At 62.1% G+C, this 18,338-nt stretch carries 15 protein-coding genes; 7 read left to right on the forward strand and 8 right to left on the reverse strand.

Annotated features, from left to right (window positions below; all coding sequences use genetic code 11):
- Positions 1-103: 103 nt before the first annotated feature.
- Genes GOQ28_RS11540 through GOQ28_RS11550 form a run of 3 tightly spaced genes read left to right on the forward strand, consistent with a single transcriptional unit; the run spans position 104 to position 4,063 of the window.
- Positions 104-2,392, forward strand: coding sequence for an NADP-dependent malic enzyme (locus tag GOQ28_RS11540; RefSeq protein ID WP_160356545.1), 2,289 nt, complete (start codon positions 104-106; stop codon positions 2,390-2,392).
- Positions 2,393-2,438: 46 nt separating this feature from the next.
- A complete protein-coding gene (locus GOQ28_RS11545) occupies positions 2,439-3,602 on the forward strand; it encodes a patatin-like phospholipase family protein (RefSeq protein WP_160356546.1) in 1,164 nt (387 codons plus the stop codon).
- Positions 3,599-4,063, forward strand: a complete 465-nt coding sequence (locus tag GOQ28_RS11550; RefSeq protein ID WP_160356547.1) for a barstar family protein — start codon at positions 3,599-3,601, stop codon at positions 4,061-4,063. Before GOQ28_RS11545 ends, GOQ28_RS11550 begins: the two co-directional genes overlap by 4 nt.
- A 229-nt stretch (positions 4,064-4,292) precedes the next feature.
- On the opposite strand, the gene GOQ28_RS11555 is transcribed toward GOQ28_RS11550, so the two are convergent.
- From GOQ28_RS11555 to GOQ28_RS11585, 7 genes are all read right to left on the reverse strand, one after another.
- Positions 4,293-4,523 (reverse strand): hypothetical protein, encoded by a 231-nt coding sequence (locus GOQ28_RS11555; RefSeq protein WP_160356548.1) that lies wholly within the window; start codon positions 4,521-4,523, stop codon positions 4,293-4,295.
- A 10-nt stretch (positions 4,524-4,533) separates the two neighbouring features.
- Positions 4,534-5,667 (reverse strand): cytochrome d ubiquinol oxidase subunit II, encoded by a 1,134-nt coding sequence (gene cydB, locus GOQ28_RS11560; protein WP_160356549.1) that lies wholly within the window; start codon positions 5,665-5,667, stop codon positions 4,534-4,536.
- A 4-nt stretch (positions 5,668-5,671) separates the two neighbouring features.
- Entirely contained in the window at positions 5,672-7,258 is a 1,587-nt protein-coding gene (locus GOQ28_RS11565) for a cytochrome ubiquinol oxidase subunit I (RefSeq protein ID WP_160349310.1), read from the reverse strand.
- A 106-nt stretch (positions 7,259-7,364) separates the two neighbouring features.
- Positions 7,365-7,550, reverse strand: coding sequence for a hypothetical protein (locus GOQ28_RS11570; protein WP_160349309.1), 186 nt, complete (start codon positions 7,548-7,550; stop codon positions 7,365-7,367).
- 80 nt (positions 7,551-7,630) lie between these two features.
- Positions 7,631-8,929 carry a cytochrome c gene (locus GOQ28_RS11575; protein WP_236844316.1) on the reverse strand — a complete coding sequence of 433 codons (1,299 nt, stop codon included), beginning with the start codon at positions 8,927-8,929 and terminating at the stop codon, positions 7,631-7,633.
- A gap of 8 nt (positions 8,930-8,937) precedes the next feature.
- Positions 8,938-9,483, reverse strand: a complete 546-nt coding sequence (locus GOQ28_RS11580) for a (2Fe-2S)-binding protein (protein ID WP_160349308.1) — start codon at positions 9,481-9,483, stop codon at positions 8,938-8,940.
- On the reverse strand, positions 9,480-12,413 hold the full coding sequence (locus GOQ28_RS11585; RefSeq protein ID WP_160356550.1) for a xanthine dehydrogenase family protein molybdopterin-binding subunit: 2,934 nt from the start codon (positions 12,411-12,413) through the stop codon (positions 9,480-9,482). Before GOQ28_RS11585 ends, GOQ28_RS11580 begins: the two co-directional genes overlap by 4 nt.
- A 308-nt stretch (positions 12,414-12,721) precedes the next feature.
- Between GOQ28_RS11585 and GOQ28_RS11590 the strand changes: the two genes are divergently transcribed.
- A complete protein-coding gene (locus GOQ28_RS11590; protein ID WP_160356551.1) occupies positions 12,722-13,021 on the forward strand; it encodes a hypothetical protein in 300 nt (99 codons plus the stop codon).
- 31 nt (positions 13,022-13,052) lie between these two features.
- Here the strand turns inward: GOQ28_RS11590 and GOQ28_RS11595 are convergent, their stop codons facing one another.
- The gene (locus GOQ28_RS11595) at positions 13,053-13,793 is read right to left on the reverse strand and encodes a 16S rRNA (uracil(1498)-N(3))-methyltransferase (protein ID WP_160356552.1); all 741 of its coding nucleotides are present in this window, start codon (positions 13,791-13,793) and stop codon (positions 13,053-13,055) included.
- A 267-nt stretch (positions 13,794-14,060) separates the two neighbouring features.
- Here GOQ28_RS11595 and tkt point away from each other — a divergent pair, with 267 nt between their 5' ends.
- The 3 genes from tkt to GOQ28_RS11610 are packed head-to-tail and all read left to right on the forward strand — an operon-like array spanning position 14,061 to position 18,322.
- Entirely contained in the window at positions 14,061-16,097 is a 2,037-nt protein-coding gene (gene tkt, locus GOQ28_RS11600; protein ID WP_160356553.1) for a transketolase, read from the forward strand.
- 14 nt (positions 16,098-16,111) lie between these two features.
- Complete coding sequence (gap, locus tag GOQ28_RS11605) at positions 16,112-17,122, forward strand: type I glyceraldehyde-3-phosphate dehydrogenase (protein ID WP_160356554.1); 1,011 nt, start codon at positions 16,112-16,114, stop codon at positions 17,120-17,122.
- A 6-nt stretch (positions 17,123-17,128) separates the two neighbouring features.
- On the forward strand, positions 17,129-18,322 hold the full coding sequence (locus tag GOQ28_RS11610; RefSeq protein WP_160356555.1) for a phosphoglycerate kinase: 1,194 nt from the start codon (positions 17,129-17,131) through the stop codon (positions 18,320-18,322).
- Positions 18,323-18,338: the final 16 nt, after the last annotated feature.

An 18,338-nucleotide genomic window follows, 5' to 3' on the forward strand; every position in this document is an offset into this window, starting at 1 on the left:
ATGTATCGTCCGGCCATCCCCGGCTGCCCCACCGCCAGGAGTAAGATATTCCAAGCTGTAAGCTAGAATTCCCCCTTCGTGGATCAACTACATAGCCCGCAAAATGGACGCTAACCTTCGCCAAGCCGCACTTGCTTATCATGAGTCCGGCCGCCCCGGCAAAATCTCGGTCACGCCGACCAAGCAACTGTCTAACCAGCGCGATCTGGCGCTGGCGTATTCCCCCGGCGTGGCGGCGGCATGCGAAGAAATCGTTAACGATCCGGTCAACGCCGTGCGCTACACGGCGCGCGGCAACCTGGTGGGCGTGATCACCAACGGCACGGCGGTGTTGGGTCTGGGCAATATCGGCGCGCTCGCCTCCAAACCCGTGATGGAAGGCAAGGCGGTGCTATTCAAGAAGTTCGCCGGCCTGGACGTGTTCGATATCGAGATCAATGAAACCGACCCCGACAAGTTGGTGGAAATCATTGCCGGCCTGGAGCCGACGTTCGGTGGCATCAACCTCGAGGACATCAAGGCCCCCGAGTGCTTTACCGTGGAACGCAGGCTGCGCGAGCGGATGAAAATCCCCGTCTTTCACGACGATCAGCATGGCACCGCCATCTGTGTGTCGGCCGCCTTCATCAATGGCCTGAAGGTCGTTGGCAAGGACATCGACAAGGTCAAGATCGTGACCTCCGGCGCGGGCGCGGCGGCGCTGGCCTGTCTGGATTTGATCGTGGATCTGGGCGTGCCCGTGGAAAATATCTGGGTCACTGACATCGAGGGCGTGGTCTACGAGGGCCGTGTCGCGTTGATGGACCCGGACAAGGCCCGCTTCGCGCAAAAAACCGAGCACCGTAAACTCGCCGACGTGATTGACGGCGCGGATGTGTTCCTGGGCCTGTCGGCCGGTGGCGTGCTCAAGCCCGAAATGGTCGCCAAGATGGCGCCGCGTCCGGTCATCCTGGCGCTGGCCAACCCCAACCCGGAAATCCTGCCCGAAGACGCCTACGCCGTGCGCGACGATATCGTCATGGCGACCGGCCGTTCGGACTACCCGAACCAGGTCAACAACGTCCTGTGCTTCCCCTATATTTTCCGTGGCGCGCTGGATGTCGGGGCGACGACCATTACGCGCGAAATGGAGCTGGCCGCGGTACACGCCATCGCCAAACTCGCGCAGGAAGAGCAAAACGAAGTGGTGGCCGCGGCTTATGGCACTTATGACATCAGCTTCGGGCCGCAGTACCTGATTCCCAAGCCCTTCGACCCGCGCCTGATCACGCGCATTGCGCCCGCTGTGGCCAAGGCCGCCATGGACTGCGGCGTGGCCACGCGTCCGCTCAATGATCTGGAAGCCTACGTCGAACAGCTGCAACAATTCGTCTACCATTCGGGCGCATTCATGAAGCCCCTGTACTCGACCGCCAAGAGCTTCGTGCGCGATGGCGGCAAGGCGCGCATCGTCTTCACCGAGGGCGAAGACGAACGCGTGTTGCGTGCGGTGCAAGTGGTGGTGGACGAAGGTCTGGCCAAGCCCGTGCTGGTGGGCCGCCCCGCCGTGCTGGCCGCGCGTATCGAGAAATACGGCCTGCGCCTGCGCCTGGGCGAGGACGTCGAAGTCACCAACCCCGAATACGACGAGCGTTTCCATCAGTACTGGACGACCTACTGGGAAATGATGTGCCGTCGCGGCATCACCAAGGAAATGGCCCGCGTGGAAATGCGCCGCCGCCTGACCTTGATTGGCGCGATGATGCTGCATCGTGGCGAAGCCGACGGCATGATCTGCGGCGTGGTGAGCTCCTATGCCGAGCACCTGCGTTTCATCGATGAAGTCATCGGCAAGCGCCCTGCCACCAACGTCTATGCGGCCATGAATGTGCTGCTGCTGGACGAGCGTGTGGTGGCCTTGGTCGACACGCACGTCAACGACAATCCGACCGCCGAGCAGATTGCCGAAATCACGTTGCTGGCCGCCGAGCAAATGCGCCGCCTGAACCTGGCGCCCAAGGTCGCGTTGCTGTCGCGTTCGAACTTCGGCACGGGCAGCTCGTCGTCGGGCACCAAGATGCGCGAAGCCCTGGCGCTGGTACGCGAAGCCGACCCTGAATTGGAGATCGATGGCGAAATGCACGGCGATTGCGCGTTGGACGAAGCGCTGCGCACGCGCATTCTCCCGTCGTCGACGCTCAAGGGGGCCGCGAACCTGCTGGTTTGCCCGAACGTGGACTCCGGAAATATCGCCTACAACCTGCTGAAGACGGCAGCGGGCGGCAACGTGGCCGTGGGGCCGTTCCTGCTGGGCGCGAATGCACCGGTGCACATTTTGACTTCCAGTGCGACCGTGCGCCGTATCGTCAACATGACCGCTTTGGTCGTTGTGGATGCCAACGTTCCCAAGTAATTTGGAGTCCGCTTCCGACCCGCCCCGTGCCCAGACGGGGCTGGTCATGACAGGCGGTGGCGCGCGCGCCGCGTATCAGGTCGGCGTGCTGCGCGCCATCATGGACATCCTGAACCCCGTCAGGGACCCGGGGTTTCCCAATCCGTTTCCTATTATCTGCGGGACCTCGGCTGGTTCAATCAATGCGGCGGCCTTTGGGTGCCGCGCTGATCAGCCTCATGCCGCCGTGGAGCGCATGCAGCAACTCTGGGAAACATTGCATACCGGCATGGTGTATCGCGCCGATGCACCTGGTCTGATTAAGACCGGCGTTCGCTGGCTGGGGCTCATGGCCTTGGGATGGATGTTTGCCGGCTTCGGACGAGAGCGGCCGCGCTCATTGCTGGACAATGGACCGTTGGCCGAACTGCTGACTGGGGCGCTGGATTTCGAGCATTTACAGACGAATCTGGACCAAGGCGCGCTCAATGCGCTGGCGATCACGGCGCTCGGGTTCAATAGTGGCGAACATCTGACCTTCTACCAGGCCAAACGCACGATCGATCCATGGCGTCGTTCGCTACGGCGGGCCTTGCCGGTGCCGCTCGGCGTAGAACATCTGCTCGCGTCATCGTCCATTCCCTTTATCTTTCCCGCCCAGGCCGTGGATGTGCAAGGCCAACGTGAATGGTGTGGCGATGGTTCCATCCGCCAGCTTGCGCCGATCAGTCCGGCGATTCACTTGGGGGCCACGCGCGTATTGGTCATCGGCACCAATTTTCTCGACGAAACCCATCCTGAGAACCGCGACGCTGCGCCGCCGTATCCCAGTCTCGCGCAGGTGGGCGGCCATGTGCTTTCGACGATTTTCCTGGATGGGCTGTCGATGGACGTAGAGCGGCTCGAGCGCATTAATGAGCTGGTCGGCTATATCGGCCATGACCCCGCCGTGGGCGGCGGCGTCCGCCGGGTGAACGTGCTGACCCTGACGCCCAGCCAGTCGCTCGACCTGCTGGCGCTCGATTATTTATCCGATATGCCAATCGAAGCCCGTACCCTTTTCCGCGTACTCGGTGTATCGTCCGACCCTGACCATGCGAGCGGTGGTGCCCTAATGTCCTATTTGCTGTTCGAAGGCACGTACACGCGGAGATTGATCGAATTGGGCTATGCCGATACGATGCGGCGTAGCGAAGATGTCTTAGGTTTTTTCAGGGAGGGCCAGGCATGACGCAAAATGGCCAGTCTACGTTGCAGCGCCAGTTGACTAGCGGTGGCGCTATCGAACATGGCGATCTGCAAAAAGAGGCCGTGGATCAGGCCGCGCGCGAGTTGGGCTTGGCATTCATGGTGGCCGAGTGCGATCGCGCTCGTAGCCGATCCGCGGTGCTGCGGGCCATTGCCAAAGCCGTGGATTTTCCCGAGTATTTCGGCGGGAATTTCGACGCGCTGTACGATTGTTTGTGCGACACGGTGCTGGATCAGAAGACCGGTGTCGTTCTCTGGCTATCGAAGCTGCATTCGGGCGATCCGACGCTGACTGACGATGCGGCGCAAATTGCTTCGGTGTGCGCGGACGTGGTCACGTTTGCGGCCGAAAATGGCCGCAGCTTCGGTTACATCATCGAGCACGCTGGCAAACATCCGGACCCCGAGCCCGGCGTTGCAGCGGCGCGCTATGGCGAGAGTTGATCACAGATAGGGCGGCTTGCGGCGGTGCTGCCAGGCACCCTGGCCCGTGGCGCCCGCAGGAGGCGCCCGCAGGAGGCGACTTCAAGATGCACGCGATGAAGGCACCAGCCGGAGCGGCCCGTGGGCGGCGCTGGCAAGAGGCGTGCTTGGCGCGCGATCGATAGGCATAAAAAAGCGCGGACAGTGTGAACTGCCCGCGCTTTTTACTGTGAGGCGCTTTGCTATGCGATCAGCGAGAGCCGCTGGCCCCGAAGCCGCCACCCGAAGATTTTGGCTGTTGAGCCTGCTCGTCCTCTTGCGCCTCGAAGAGCACGCCGCCGACGGCTGCCACCAGGATCATCAACCCGGTACCCAGCGCCCAGGACAGATACCAGGGGCCATAATCGCCCAGCAACACCCCCAGCACAATCGCGACCACGGCCAATACGAAGCTCAGACCGAATTTAAAAAGTAGCTTCATCGTTGTTTCCTCAATACGCGTGTTCGTTGGATTCGACGCTCTTGGAGTCGACCTTGCCACGCATCACCCAGAAAGCCCAGCTGGTGTAGGTGAGGATCAGCGGGATATAGATGATGGTAAAGCCGAGCATCCAGCCTTGCGTGAGCGTGCTGGCGCCCGAATTCCATACCGTCAGGCTATGCGACGGGTTGGTCACCGACGGCATGATGAAGGGGAACATCGCCGCGCCCGCGGTAGCCAGCACGCCGATCCAGGTCAGCGCACCGAGCCACCAGGCGGCCAGACGACGATTCATGCGCGTGGCGATCAGACCCAGCACCATGGCGGCCAAGGCAATGATGGGCAGGGCCCACAGCACCGGATGCGCCGCAAAGTTATCGAGCAAGCCGCCGGCCGTGCGTTCCACCACCTGATGCAGCGGGGTCTGCGGCACGCCGTCGCCGGGGTACTTGACCAGACGATAACCGTCCAGCTGAGATGCCCAGAATCCACCCACCACAAAAAGCACCAGGAACACGATGCCGCCCAGCGTCGAGGCGTTGCGCGCGCGATGCGCCAAGCCCCATTCGCCGCTACGCATCAGGATATTGCCGCCCATATAGATCGACAGCGACAGCGAGGTCAGGCCACACAGGATCGCAAACGGGTTCAACAGTTCCCAGAAGCTACCGGTGTAGTAGGACGTCATTCTCCAGTCGAAATGGAACGGCACGCCCTGCAGCACGTTACCGATCGCCGCGCCGTAGATGATCATCGGCACGCAGCCCGAGACAAACAGCGTCCAGTCCCAGGCATTGCGCCAGCGGGCGACCGAGATCTTGCTGCGATACTCGAAACCCAGCGGCCGCACGATCATGCTCCATAGCAGCACGAGCATGACGATGTAAAAGCCGGAGAAGGCCGTGGCGTAGACCAGCGGCCACGCGGCAAAGATCGCGCCGCCACCCAGGATGAACCACACCTGATTGCCGTCCCAGTGCGGGCCAATGATGTTGAGCGCCACGCGGCGGTCTTCGTCGGTGCGACCGACGAATCGCAGCAGCGTGCCCACGCCCATATCCATACCGACCATGATGGCCAGCCCCATCAGCAGCACGCCAAGCAGCAGCCACCAGATCAGCGTAAAGACCAATGAAAGTTCCATGTGTTTAGCTCCGGACAGTCGTAGTGGCAGGGCCAAAGGCGGGGGCGGGCGTGTGATGGCCGTCCTCGGAGTCATCGGGACCCTTGCGGATGGCACGCAGCATCAGGAACATCTCGATCACGATGAAAATCGTATAGAGCAGCACAAAGCCTACGATCGAGAACACCATGTAGCTCACGCTATGCGTGGAGGCGGACAGCCAGGTCGGCAGCACCTCGTACACGGTCCACGGCTGACGGCCGACTTCCGCCACGATCCAGCCCGCCTCGCAGGCGATGAAGGGCACAGGGATCATCCATACGCAGAACTTCAGGAAACGCTTGCGATCCTGCACCTTGTTGGTCAGCGTATAGACCGTGGCCAACACAAAGAACGCGAGCATCAGCAGACCCGCGGCCACCATGATGCGGAACGACCAGAACACCAGCCAGACTTCCGGAATCGTGTCTTTGGCCGCGCGCGCGATATCGGCGTCCGTGACGCGCGTCACGTCGCCTTCGGGGGCATAGCGTTGCACGAGGAACCCGTAGCCGATATCGGCCTTGTGTTTCTCGAACTGAGCCAGGGCCTCTTGATCGTGCGGATTGGCGCTCAGGCGTTCCATCGCTTGAACGGCGGGGATGCCGTTACGGATGCGCACCTTGGCCTGCTCTTGCAGCACATCGGCGGCCGGCAGCGTGCCATCCAGCGAGTGGGTAACCAGGATCGACAGCGCCGCCGGCACCTGGATTTCGAAGATGTTGCGCTCTTCGCTTTGCGACGGAATCGCGATGGCGTTAAAGGCCATCGGCGCTTTTTCCGAGGTCCACAGGGCTTCCATCGCGACCAGCTTGGTCGGTTGAGTATGCGCACCCACATAACCCAGCGCATCGCCCAGCGTCAGCACGCCCGCGGTGCCCAGCACGCCAAACAGCGCCGCGACACGGAACGAGCGGCGCGCCAGTTGCACGTGACGGTTGCGCAGCATGTAGAAGGCGCTCACGCCACACACAAAGATCGCGGCGGTCACGTAACCGGCCAGCACGGTGTGCACGAACTTGGCCTGCGCGTCGGGGTTGAAGAACAGCGCGCCAAAGTTATCCAGCTCCATTCGCATCGTGATGGGGTTGAACTCCGCGCCCTGAGGATGCTGCATGAACGAGTTGGCCACCAGAATCCACAGCGCCGACAAGTTGCTGCCGATCGCCACGAGGAAGGTCACCACCAAATGCTGCACCTTGCTCAGACGATCCCAGCCGAACACCATCAGCCCGACAAACGTCGATTCCATGAAGAACGCCATCAGGCCTTCCACGGCGAGCAGCGTACCGAAGGTATCGCCCACAAAGCTGGAATAGAACGACCAGTTCATCCCGAACTGGAATTCCATGGTCAGACCCGTGGCCACGCCGAGCGCGAAGTTGATCAGCAGCAGCTTGCCCCAGAACTGGGCCATCTGCTTGTAGATCAGCTTGCCGGTGGTCACGTAGACCGTCTCCATCGTGGCGATGATGAAAGACAGGCCCAACGTCAATGGTACGAACAGAAAATGGTAGAGCGCCGTCGCCGCGAATTGGTAACGCGATAAATCGACGACTAAATCATCAACCATGGCAGTTTCCTAGTGATATGAGAGAAATCGGAATCGTTGGGGAAGTGTTGGTCCGCAGGCGCGAGCCGGCGCTGCGGCAGGCCGCTTTGGCGCGGTGTGCAGGTGATCAACGACCGGGTGAAGCGGTGTCTTTTAGACTATCCGGTCCGCAATGTCGTTGACCATTGTCAAATGTGCAGGTCACGCCGGGCATATTCTCGAGATCTTTTGCCAGTTGTTCGTCGCGGGCGGTGCAGCCGGCCGCAGCCGTCACCAGCATCGCGCCGGATAGCAGAGTCGGGATGAATTTCATAAAGTTCTCGTTACGCGTTTGTAGGTGTTATGGTTTCGCGGCGGGGGTGATCACGCCCAATCGATTAAACGGTTTAACCATCATTGCCGGGTTCCCAGCGCTCGCACTTCCTCGGCTTTGACGTCTTTATCCTGGCCGCCCCATTGGGCTCGCATCCAAGTGGCCAGTCCGGCGATTTCCTCGTCGCTCAGGCGCTTTTCGAATCCGGGCATGGCGTACATGCGTTGATTGCCAGAGAATGTCTGCGTCTCTATGCCGTGCAGCACGACGGTCAATAGATTCGCCGGGCTATCCATCATTACCGTGGCATTGCCCTTCATTGGCGGCGCGACGTTCGGAATGCCTTCGCCCTGCATGCCATGGCAACCCGCGCAGGCGGAAATATACGCGTGACGGCCTGGTTGCAGCGCGGCGTCCGAGGCGCGCGGCAGCGGCTCAGGCCCCGGGGCGGGCGTCAGCAGCTTGCCCTGCCTGTCGGTCATCAGATACGTCGCAATGGCGTCTACATCCGCGGTTTGCATAGCGCTGGTCGAGAAATGCACCACGGTGTACATGCCACCGAACGCGGTACCCTGGGCAGATATCCCGGTTTGTAGATACTGGCTCAGCGATTTGGCGTCGAATCCGCGCTGCGCCAGCATCTCGGCCGTAATGTTGGGAACGACCAGCCCATCGATGACGTTGCCGCCTTCCAGAGACCGGGAGAAATCGTTGCCCATCGTCTCCGTAAGCGGGGTATGGCATGCGCCGCAATGCCCCAGGCCCTCGACAAGATAGCCGCCGCGCAGCCATTGTTCCGATGCGCCCTCGCGTGCGGGGGGCTGGCGATCCGGGAAATTGATCAAGGTCCAGAAATTCATGAAGGGCCGCACCGGGAATTCGAACACCCCGGTGTTCGGGACGTTCGGCTCTGCGATGGGCGGCAAGCTCATGAAATACGCATACAGCGCATCAATGTCTTCGGGACGCGTCATGTGCGTGAAGACAAACGGCATGGCGGGATAAAGGTTGCGTCCGCCGGGCGCGATACCGTCGCGCAGCACGCGATGGAAATCTGCGCGCGTGTAGTTACCGATCCCGTAGGTGGTGTCGGGGGTGATGTTGGTGGAGTGCAGGGTGCCAAACGGCGTGTCCAGCGGCACGCCGCCCGAGGCTCTGGGCCCTTGCGGCTTGGAGTGGCAACCAAAGCAATCCCCAGCCAGTGCAAGTTCGCGTCCACGTGGCAGCAATTCTCGCTTCTGGTCCTCGGTCAACGGTTGGTCGACCCCTGGCGCCACGCTGGAGGTTCGGAACGCTCCAAGCAAAACGGCCAGCGTCGCTACGATAAGCACCGCCAGAATGATAAGAATCGTATTGCGCAAGCCGCGACGTTTCATCATCGTCTCCCTCAGTCGATGACGCAGCCGGGCGTTTTCAACGCCACGTCCTGCACCGCCTGGTAATAGCGCACGTAGCCGGTGCAGCGGCAGATATGGTCGTTCAAGGCGTCCTCGATGCGGCTTTGCAGGTCGGCGCGTTTGACCGGTTGGCGCTTGAGGGTCTCAATGAACACCGTGGCGGCGGCCACGAACCCCGGCGTGCAGTAGCCGCACTGGAAGGAAAAGTGCTCGATAAAGGCTTGCTGCACGGGCGTGAGCTCGCGCACTTTGCCGTTTTCATCCCGCTTGGCCTGGCCTTCAATGGTGATCAGCGTTTTGCCATTGAAGAAATGGGCGTCGAAAATACAGGTTCGGGATTCGATCGGCGGGCCGTCCGGCTGAATCTCCATGATCGTACAGGCGTGGCAAATGCCCTGACCGCAGCCGAAGCGGGTGCCGGTCAGGTTCAGATGTTCGTGCAGGAAATCGATCATCGGCAGACCGACCGGGACATCCACGGGCCCGACTTTCTGGCCATTGATCGTGAGAGACAGGGGCCGTTTTTCGAGGCTCATAGCGTCATCGCCTTTTTGATTTTGGTGGGCGTCACGGGCAGGTGATAGAACCGCTGCCCGGTCGCGTGGGTGATCGCATTGCCAATGGCCGCGACCACCGGAATCATCACCACCTCAGCCAGCCCTTTGGGCGGCGAAGTCTGAGTGAGAGGCTCCAGATATTCCGCCGTCTGTGTCCACACCGCCACGTCTTTGGCGCGCGGCAGCGTATAGCGGTTGAAGTTCCACGTCCCGTTGCCGGGGCCATCGCCATACAACGGCAGATCTTCCATGAGGGCATGGCCAATACCCATGGCCACGCCGCCTTGCTGCTGGCCCGACACGAGTGCTGGCACCACGACGTTGCCCGGGTCGAGCAAACTGTGGTGGCTCATCACCTCCACGGCGCCCGTGAACGTGTTCACGTTGACTTCCACCAGACAGGCGGCCGGCGTGTAGGTCGTGACGCCCGCGTTATTACGCTGCACCGGCGGAAAATGCACCGCGCTGCGTTCAATAAAGTCGTAACCGCCGGTTTGCATGCGCGCTTTCAGCGTGGCCGGCGCACCGTCGCCGTAACGCACGGCCAACGCGTCGACCGGCAGTGTTTTCATGCCGATGCCCGGGATGTCGAAGTCCGCGCGCGCCCATTCCCAGCGGCTGAAGCAGTGCACCGCCACGCCGGTGATCAGGCCCATCTCGTGCGCTTTGCGGGCAATGTCTTCGAAAGGGATCGTGGCCATGCCGCCGCCACCGATGCCGCCGGGCACCGCGCGCAGATCTTTGGCCGTCATGTAGCCGCTGGCCAACTGTCCACCGGCCGGGCCGCTGCTCCAGATGGCGCGCGCGGCGGGCCAGATCGTGTTTTCGAGCAGGAACTGGGCCGCCTGGCGGGTGCCGAAGCCAATGAAATAAACGCTATTGGAGGCGCTCATCGCCGGCAGTATGTAGGGCACCCAGTACGGATCGCGCGCCAGTTCGTCCTGCTGTTGCTGCGTGATGGTAAACGGCTCGAAATTGCTCTTGAGCGGCAGCTGTTGGAAATCCGTCTCGCCAAAGATCGCCACGTCTGGCGCTTTGCCGAGCAGGCGCTGCACCATGACTTGTTGCGCCGTTGTCGCCCCGGTGCCGATTTCTTGCACGCAGTGGCGCATCGTCAGTTTGCCGTTGGTGTCGAACTCCAGCACCAGGGCCGTCGTGTCGGCGCCGGTGCCATAGTCCTTCTGAACCTGCGCAAAGCCTACGCCATAGCGTCGCCCGGGGTTGGCGGCTTCGTATTTGACCTTGGCTTGCTCGCGGTTCTGCCACAGCGGGTGCCGGGCGGCGCGTTCCAGCATCTCCACGTTGCGCGGGTCGCCCAGTTGCACGGCGCCTTGCGTGTTCGCATCGCCGGCCCGCAGGGCATTGCGGCGGCGCAGCTCGATAGGGTCGATACCCAGTTCGGCCGCCGCTTCATCGACCAGCAGCTCCGTGATCGACATGGCCTGGATCGTGCCATAACCACGCATCGAGCCGGCCTCGACCGCGGCCGTGGCGATCGCCGCGGTCGCCAGATCGGATTTGGGGAAGTAATAAATCGACTGTGCGGCCGTCGCGGCGACCTGCGCGACCGAGAACGAGAAGTTCGCGCGCCCGCCGCCATTGCAGTTATAGAAGCCTTTCAGAATCTCGAATTTGCCCGTGGCGCGGTCCGCAACCAGCGTGATATCGACCTCGATGCTGTGGCGCTTCATGCCCAGCTGGAACTGCTCGTAGCGATCATTGGCCAGCCGCACCGGCGCGCCCTCGCCGTAAAAACAGGCGGCGATGGTGTAGAACGGAAAGATCGAGTGGTCCTTGGACCCGTAGCCTACCGTCGTGCCAGACAGGATCTCGATTCGTTCAACCGGAAAGCGGGCATTGTCCTTGACCATGTAGGCGGCCACGCGCGCCACTTCATAGGGCGACTGCGCCGCGATCAGCACGTGCAGCGTGCGCGTGGCGGCGTCGTACCAGGCGTTGCCGTTATCCGGCTCCATGGCACTGGGGTCGATCGACTGCGAAAAGCCTTGGCGATGGAGGACGAGTTTTGACGGGTCTTTCCGGGCGGCTTCGATCTGCGCTTCGATATCCTTTGCCGCCGCCATGCCGCGTTTCATGGGCTCGTAGGTTTCCCGGGCCACTTGCTCCGCATCGCGTACCGCGCCGCCGCCGCGATGCGGCAGCATGACCGAGCGCGGCACGAACATGCCGCCGGCAGCGGGTTCGGGCCAAGTCGGCGTGTCACCGTCGAAATTGCCCCAGATCACCGCGTCCTGCATCGGCGAGAAGGCGGCGGAGTCATCGGGTGCCGCACCACCCACGCGCACATAGCGCGCCGCCCCGTAGTTTGGCGGGGGTTTCAAGCCGGTGTATTGCCCATACTTGACCGCGCTTTGCTCGAAACGCAAGCGCCGCTTAGCCGCTTCATAGCGATCCGCGTCGTGATAGATCAACAACGCAACGGGATGGCCGTAGAGTGGGGCGGTCTTGCCTCGTGGCAGCAGGAAGTACTCGCCATAAAACCCCTGACCCAGGTCTGCGGGCTGAGGCACGCTGACCTGGTCGCGCTCCATGTCCTCGTAGCGGACGACGCGGTCAGGCTGCAGATCGGGCCCCAAGACGGAAAGGTCGATGTCCTCGAACGCATGCTCGACATCGGTGGCTTTCAGGAAAAATCCGTGAGCCTGTTGCTCCGGCCAGCCTGGCAGATCCCGTGCTCGGAAGTCGCGAGCGAAAACCTTGTCCCCAGTGACTTTGCGGACCGCATCCCAACGGTATTTGACACTGCCGTCCGGCGCCAGCCAATCGTCGCTTTCAACGCCCGAATGGACTTCGCGAGCCTGCACGGATGGCAAACGGCCAAACATGACGGTGATCCCGCCGAACGTCCCCAGTTTGATGAACTGTCGCCTGGTGAAACGCGTAGCCATGGTCACCTCCTCTCTGCGCTTTAAAACTGCACTTTCAAACGTCGAATCGACGCCTGTCCTGGCAAGTTCCGCACGGATCCATTCAGGTACAGAGTGGCAAATTTGATCGTGCTTGCCGCAACGCGATCAAAGTGCGACTATGCCCGCGAACCGCAGCATGATCCCGCGAGGTATCGCACATTGCCGGGCTGCCGTTTTGCAACTTCGCCGCGCGACAATTTCTCTTTTTGAATAGTAGCAAAAGATTTCGTTACGTAGAATGGTGTCACACGTTTAACGTCGGCTCATCCCACCTAAAAGGAATATGCATGCTTAAAAAGGCGTTTTTAGCGTTGTTTATCTACACATTGGCAGCCGGCGCGCATGCCCAGGCCCCTACCTCGGAGGAGGTCAAACAGGCCCTGTATGACAGATACGCGATCTCGCAAAGCGCCGGCCAGCTGCGTAATGCGTTACGGACCGAGGTGGCGGTGGGGCCCTGTGTGCCCCAGGGCAGCCAATACCAGTGTCAAATCGATAACAAGGCACTGGGGACGTCGATTCCGATGATTTTCGACTTCGATCCGTCCACCAAAAAGTGGAAATACGTCAGGGAAATCCGCAACTAAAGCGGGTGGGGGCGTTGACGGGCGGCGAGGGTCACCAGCCGAGTAAAGCAGTAATGGCGGCGATCAGCGCCACGCCCGCAGTCTCGGTGCGCAGCACGCGCGGGCCGTAACGTACGCTACGTACACCGTGGCGGGCGGCCAGCTCAAGCTCGGCGTCCGACCAGCCGCCTTCCGGGCCAATCAGCAGACTGATGGATTCCAATGGCCCCTGTTCGCGCGCTTGCTGCAGCACCTCGGTTAGCGTTCCGGCAGCTTCGGGGTGGCACAAGAGGCGCAGGCCGGGCTCAGGCAGTGCCAGCCATTCCTGTAGCCCCATGGGCGCGTCCACGGGCATCAGTCGATTGCGTCCGCATTGCTCCGCCGCCGCTTGCGCGACGCGTGACCAGTGCGCAACCCGCTTTTCCAATCGCGCGCCGCTGAGCTGCAGCACGCTGCGCTGTGCGGTAATCGGCGTCACCCGGCTGGCCCCCAGTTCGACGGCCTTTTCCACCACCCAATCCATCTTGTCGCCGGAGGGCAATCCTTGCGCCAGCGTAATCCGACCCGCTAGTTCGGCCTCGCGGGGCAAATGCTCACCAAGCTGCGCGTTGGTGGTTTTCCCCTCCATGGTCAGCGTCGCCGGATATTCGCCTCCCTGCCCATCGAACAACACGATATCGGCACCGTCGCGTAGTCGTAATACGCGCACGGCATGATGAGCCAACGCGTCCGGCAGGGCGATGCGGGTCCTCGGGGAGAGCGGGGCATCGCAAAAGAATCTCGGTAAAGACATAGTGCGGCAGATCGTACAGCGGTGGAATGAAAGGCGTGCAAAGGGAACAGTCGGCTTGTACGAGGATGGCCCATTGCCGACTGCAAAACGCGTAGCCTACCATTCTGCGCGCCGCGCTCTAGCGCATAGCGATAAGTGGCTGCATCATGCGACCCGTCAGGCAGGGCCGCGATCGCCTGGGGTATCCCCGGATGCTAAAATCATCCGCTTTACAAACCTCTCACCTGGCCACGTTTTCTAGCGGCCGGAGTCTACGAGTCTTTCCGCATGAGCTCATCCACTGCCCAACCCCTGGCCCTGGCCGACGCGATTCGCGTCCTCGCCATGGATGCTGTCCAACAAGCTAATTCGGGGCATCCCGGCGCACCGATGGGAATGGCGGAAATCGCCCAAGCACTGTGGCTGGGTCATCTGCGTCACAATCCCGCCGATCCGGCCTGGGCCAACCGCGACCGTTTCGTGTTGTCCAACGGTCATGGCTCGATGCTGATTTATGCGTTGCTGCATCTGACTGGCTACGATCTGCCGATCGAGGAGCTCAAGCAGTTCCGCCAGCTGCATTCGCGCACGCCGGGTCACCCCGAGGTGGGTATCACCCCCGGGGTCGAAACGACTACCGGCCCCTTGGGCCAAGGCTTGGCCAACGCGGTCGGCATGGCGCTGGCCGAGGCCTTGCTGGCTGCCGAGTTTAACAAGCCCGGCTTGCCCATCGTGGACCACTACACGTATGCGTTCGCGGGCGATGGCTGCCTGATGGAAGGCATCTCGCACGAGGCGTGTTCGCTGGCCGGCACGCTCAAGCTCTCCAAACTCGTCGTGCTGTACGACGACAATGGCATCTCGATCGACGGCCATGTGGAACACTGGTTTGGCGATGACACGGCCAAGCGTTTCGAAGGCTACGGCTGGAATGTGATTCGCGGCGTGGACGGGCATGACGTCGCCGCTGTGGAGGCCGCGATCGCCCAAGCACGCGCGCAATCCGAAAAGCCGACCTTGATCGTCTGCCGCACCATCATCGGCAAGGGCGCGCCCACCATGGCGGGCACGCACAACGTGCACGGCGCTCCGCTGGGCGCGGGCGAAATCGCCGCGACGCGTGCCGCGCTGGGTTGGACTGCCGCCCCGTTTGAAATCCCGCAGGCCGTCACCGAAGGCTGGGATTCGCGCGAAGCCGGCGCGCAGGCGCAAGCCGCCTGGCAGGCCGTTTTCGACGACTACGCCGCGCAATATCCGGTCGAAGCCGCCGAATTCACGCGCCGCATGAAGGGCGATCTGCCCGCCGATGCCGCCGACAAGATCCAAGCCTTCATCCAGGCCACCAACGACAAAGCGGAAACCGTCGCGACCCGCAAGGCCTCGCAGTTCGCCATCACCGCGCTGGCCGAGATCCTGCCCGAAATGCTGGGCGGTTCGGCCGACCTGACCGGCTCGAACTACACTGACTGGAAGGGCGTGGCTCCGGTGCGCGCGGGCAAGGACGGCATTCAATTCGGCCGGCACATCAACTACGGTGTGCGCGAATTCGGCATGGCCGCTGTCATGAACGGCGTCGCGCTGCATGGCGGCTATCTGCCGTTTGGCGGCACGTTCCTGACCTTCTCCGATTACTCGCGTAATGCAATCCGCATGGCCGCGTTGATGAAGCAGCGCGTCGTGCATGTCTTCACGCACGACTCGATCGGCCTGGGCGAAGACGGCCCGACGCACCAATCCATCGAACACGCCGCCAGCCTGCGCCTGATCCCGAATCTGTCTGTCTGGCGTCCGTGCGACACGACCGAAACCGCGGTGGCCTGGGCCTATGCCGTTTCGCGTCCGGCCAGTATCGGCATGGATGTGCACGATGGCGGCCCGACCGCGCTGTTGCTGTCGCGTCAGAACTTGCCGTTCGTGGCGCGCGATGCCGACACCTTGAAAGCAATCGAACGCGGTGGTTACGTTCTGCGCGACGCAAACGATGCGCGTGCCGTTATCATCGCTACCGGTTCCGAAGTCGCCATCGCATTGGCCGCACAGGAGCAGCTCGCCGAGCAGGGCATCGCGGTACGTGTTGTTTCCATGCCGAGCACCGACGTGTTTGATCGTCAGGATGCCGAATGGAAGCGCGCCGTGCTGCCCCCGGGGCTGCCGCGCGTGGCTGTCGAGGCCGGCACGACGGGCCTGTGGCATAAATACGTGGGGCTGGAAGGCGCCGTGGTCGGCATCGACCGTTATGGCGAATCGGCACCCGCGGGAGCCTTGTTCAAGTTCTTCGGTCTGACTGCCGACAAGGTAGCCGAGACTGTCAAGCAAGTTTTGTAAAAGGAGCTCTAGTCATGACCATTCGTGTCGCCATTAACGGGTACGGCCGTATCGGCCGCAACATCCTGCGCGCCCACTACGAGGCCGGTAAGAAGCACGACATCGAGATCGTTGCGATCAACGATCTGGGTGATCCCAAGACCAACGCGCACCTGACGCGCTACGACACCGCCCACGGCAAATTCCCCGGCACCGTCGAAGTCGACGGCGACTACATGGTCGTCAATGGCGACAAGATCCGCGTGCTGGCCAACCGCAATCCCGCCGAGCTGCCCTGGGGCGAGCTGAACGTGGACGTGGTGCTGGAATGCACGGGCTTTTTCACCTCGAAGGAAAAAGCCAGCGCCCACCTCAAGGGCGGCGCCAAGAAAGTCATCATCTCGGCTCCCGGCGGCAAGGACGTGGACGCAACCGTCGTGTACGGCGTGAACCACAACGTGCTCAAGGCTAGCGACACCGTCATCTCCAACGCTTCGTGCACCACCAACTGCCTGGCTCCGCTGGTCAAGCCCTTGCACGACAAGCTCGGCCTCGAAACCGGCCTGATGACCACCGTGCACGCCTACACCAACGATCAGGTGCTGACCGACGTCTACCACGAAGACCTGCGTCGCGCCCGTTCGGCCACGATGAGCATGATCCCGACCAAGACCGGCGCTGCCGCCGCTGTTGGCCTGGTACTGCCGGAATTGAACGGCAAGCTCGACGGCTTCGCGATTCGCGTTCCGACCATCAACGTGTCGCTCGTCGACCTGTCGTTCGTGGCCAGCCGCGACACCACCGTTGAAGAAGTCAACAGCATCCTGAAGGCTGCTTCCGAAGGCGAACTCAAGGGCATCCTGACCTACAACACCGAGCCCCTCGTCTCGGTGGACTTCAACCACAACCCGGCCTCGAGCAACTTCGACGCTACGCTGACCAAAGTGTCCGGCAAGCTGGTCAAGGTCTCGTCGTGGTACGACAACGAGTGGGGCTTCTCCAACCGTATGCTCGACACCACCGTCGCGCTGATGTCGGCCAAGTAATCCATCATGGCCAAGGTCAATACCCTGTCCGCGCTGGCCAAGTCTGGCGCGCTGCATGGCAAGCGGGTGTTTATCCGCGCCGATCTGAACGTGCCGTTTAACGACGCCGGCCAGATCAGCGAAGACACGCGTATCCGCGCCTCGGTGCCGGGCATCCGCCTGGCGCTCGACAGCGGCGCCGCTGTCATGGTGACCTCGCACCTGGGACGCCCGAAAGAGGGCGTGCTGACCGAAGCCGACTCGCTGGCCCGCGTGGGCCAGCGTCTGTCGCAGTTGCTGGGCATGCCCGTGCAGCTGGTTCAGAACTGGGTCGACGGCGTGACGGTTCATCCGGGCCAGGTCGTGCTGCTGGAAAACTGCCGCGTCAACGCTGGCGAAAAGAAGAACGACGAAGCCTTGTCGCGCAAGATGGCGGCATTGTGCGACGTCTATGTCAACGATGCGTTCGGTACGGCCCATCGCGCCGAGGCCACCACGCACGGTATCGCACGCTTTGCGCCGATCGCCTGCGCCGGCCCGCTGCTCGAAGCCGAACTCGATGCCCTGGGTCGTGCGCTGCATGAGCCCAAGCGTCCGCTGGTTGCCATCGTCGGTGGCTCCAAGGTCTCGACCAAGCTGTCCATTCTTCAGTCCTTGGCCGACAAGGTCGATCAGCTGGTCGTGGGCGGCGGTATCGCCAACACGTTCATGCTGGCGGCTGGCTTGTCGATTGGCAAATCGCTGGCCGAGCCGGATCAGGTCGAAGAGGCTCGCGCCGTCATCGAGATCATGAAAAAGCGCGGCGCCGACGTGCCCATCCCCACGGATGTGGTGTGCGCCAAGTCGTTCGCGGCGGATGCCGAAGCCACCGTCAAGGCGGCCGACGCAGTTGAAGCCGATGACATGATTCTGGATATCGGTCCTCAGACCGCGCAGCGGCTCGCCGAGATTCTGCAACAGGCTGGCACCATCGTCTGGAACGGTCCGGTAGGCGTGTTCGAGTTCGATGCGTTCGCCAATGGCACCAAGGTGCTGGCTCAGGCCATCGCTGAATCGCCCGCGTTTTCGATCGCGGGTGGCGGCGATACGCTGGCTGCCATCGCCAAGTACGAGATCGCCGAGCAAGTGGGCTACATCTCGACCGGCGGCGGCGCCTTCCTCGAATTCCTGGAGGGTAAATCCTTGCCCGCCGTGGCGATTCTGGAAGAGCGCGCGGATTGATCGCGCACGGGCGCTT

The organism is Bordetella sp. 02P26C-1, assembly GCF_009763255.1.
Taxonomy (GTDB): domain Bacteria; phylum Pseudomonadota; class Gammaproteobacteria; order Burkholderiales; family Burkholderiaceae_B; genus Bordetella_A.

Excerpts from the sequence above, each read along its gene's own strand:
- GOQ28_RS11540 (WP_160356545.1), top strand. The coding sequence starts at position 104 with ATGGACGCTAACCTTCGCCAAGCCGCACTTGCTTATCATGAGTCCGGC.
- GOQ28_RS11545 (WP_160356546.1), top strand. The coding sequence starts at position 2,439 with ATGACAGGCGGTGGCGCGCGCGCCGCGTATCAGGTCGGCGTGCTGCGC.
- GOQ28_RS11550 (WP_160356547.1), top strand. The coding sequence starts at position 3,599 with ATGACGCAAAATGGCCAGTCTACGTTGCAGCGCCAGTTGACTAGCGGT.
- GOQ28_RS11555 (WP_160356548.1), bottom strand. The coding sequence starts at position 4,523 with ATGAAGCTACTTTTTAAATTCGGTCTGAGCTTCGTATTGGCCGTGGTC.
- cydB (WP_160356549.1), bottom strand. The coding sequence starts at position 5,667 with ATGGAACTTTCATTGGTCTTTACGCTGATCTGGTGGCTGCTGCTTGGC.
- GOQ28_RS11565 (WP_160349310.1), bottom strand. The coding sequence starts at position 7,258 with ATGGTTGATGATTTAGTCGTCGATTTATCGCGTTACCAATTCGCGGCG.
- GOQ28_RS11570 (WP_160349309.1), bottom strand. The coding sequence starts at position 7,550 with ATGAAATTCATCCCGACTCTGCTATCCGGCGCGATGCTGGTGACGGCT.
- GOQ28_RS11575 (WP_236844316.1), bottom strand. The coding sequence starts at position 8,929 with ATGATGAAACGTCGCGGCTTGCGCAATACGATTCTTATCATTCTGGCG.
- GOQ28_RS11580 (WP_160349308.1), bottom strand. The coding sequence starts at position 9,483 with ATGAGCCTCGAAAAACGGCCCCTGTCTCTCACGATCAATGGCCAGAAA.
- GOQ28_RS11585 (WP_160356550.1), bottom strand. The coding sequence starts at position 12,413 with ATGGCTACGCGTTTCACCAGGCGACAGTTCATCAAACTGGGGACGTTC.
- GOQ28_RS11590 (WP_160356551.1), top strand. The coding sequence starts at position 12,722 with ATGCTTAAAAAGGCGTTTTTAGCGTTGTTTATCTACACATTGGCAGCC.
- GOQ28_RS11595 (WP_160356552.1), bottom strand. The coding sequence starts at position 13,793 with ATGTCTTTACCGAGATTCTTTTGCGATGCCCCGCTCTCCCCGAGGACC.
- tkt (WP_160356553.1), top strand. The coding sequence starts at position 14,061 with ATGAGCTCATCCACTGCCCAACCCCTGGCCCTGGCCGACGCGATTCGC.
- gap (WP_160356554.1), top strand. The coding sequence starts at position 16,112 with ATGACCATTCGTGTCGCCATTAACGGGTACGGCCGTATCGGCCGCAAC.
- GOQ28_RS11610 (WP_160356555.1), top strand. The coding sequence starts at position 17,129 with ATGGCCAAGGTCAATACCCTGTCCGCGCTGGCCAAGTCTGGCGCGCTG.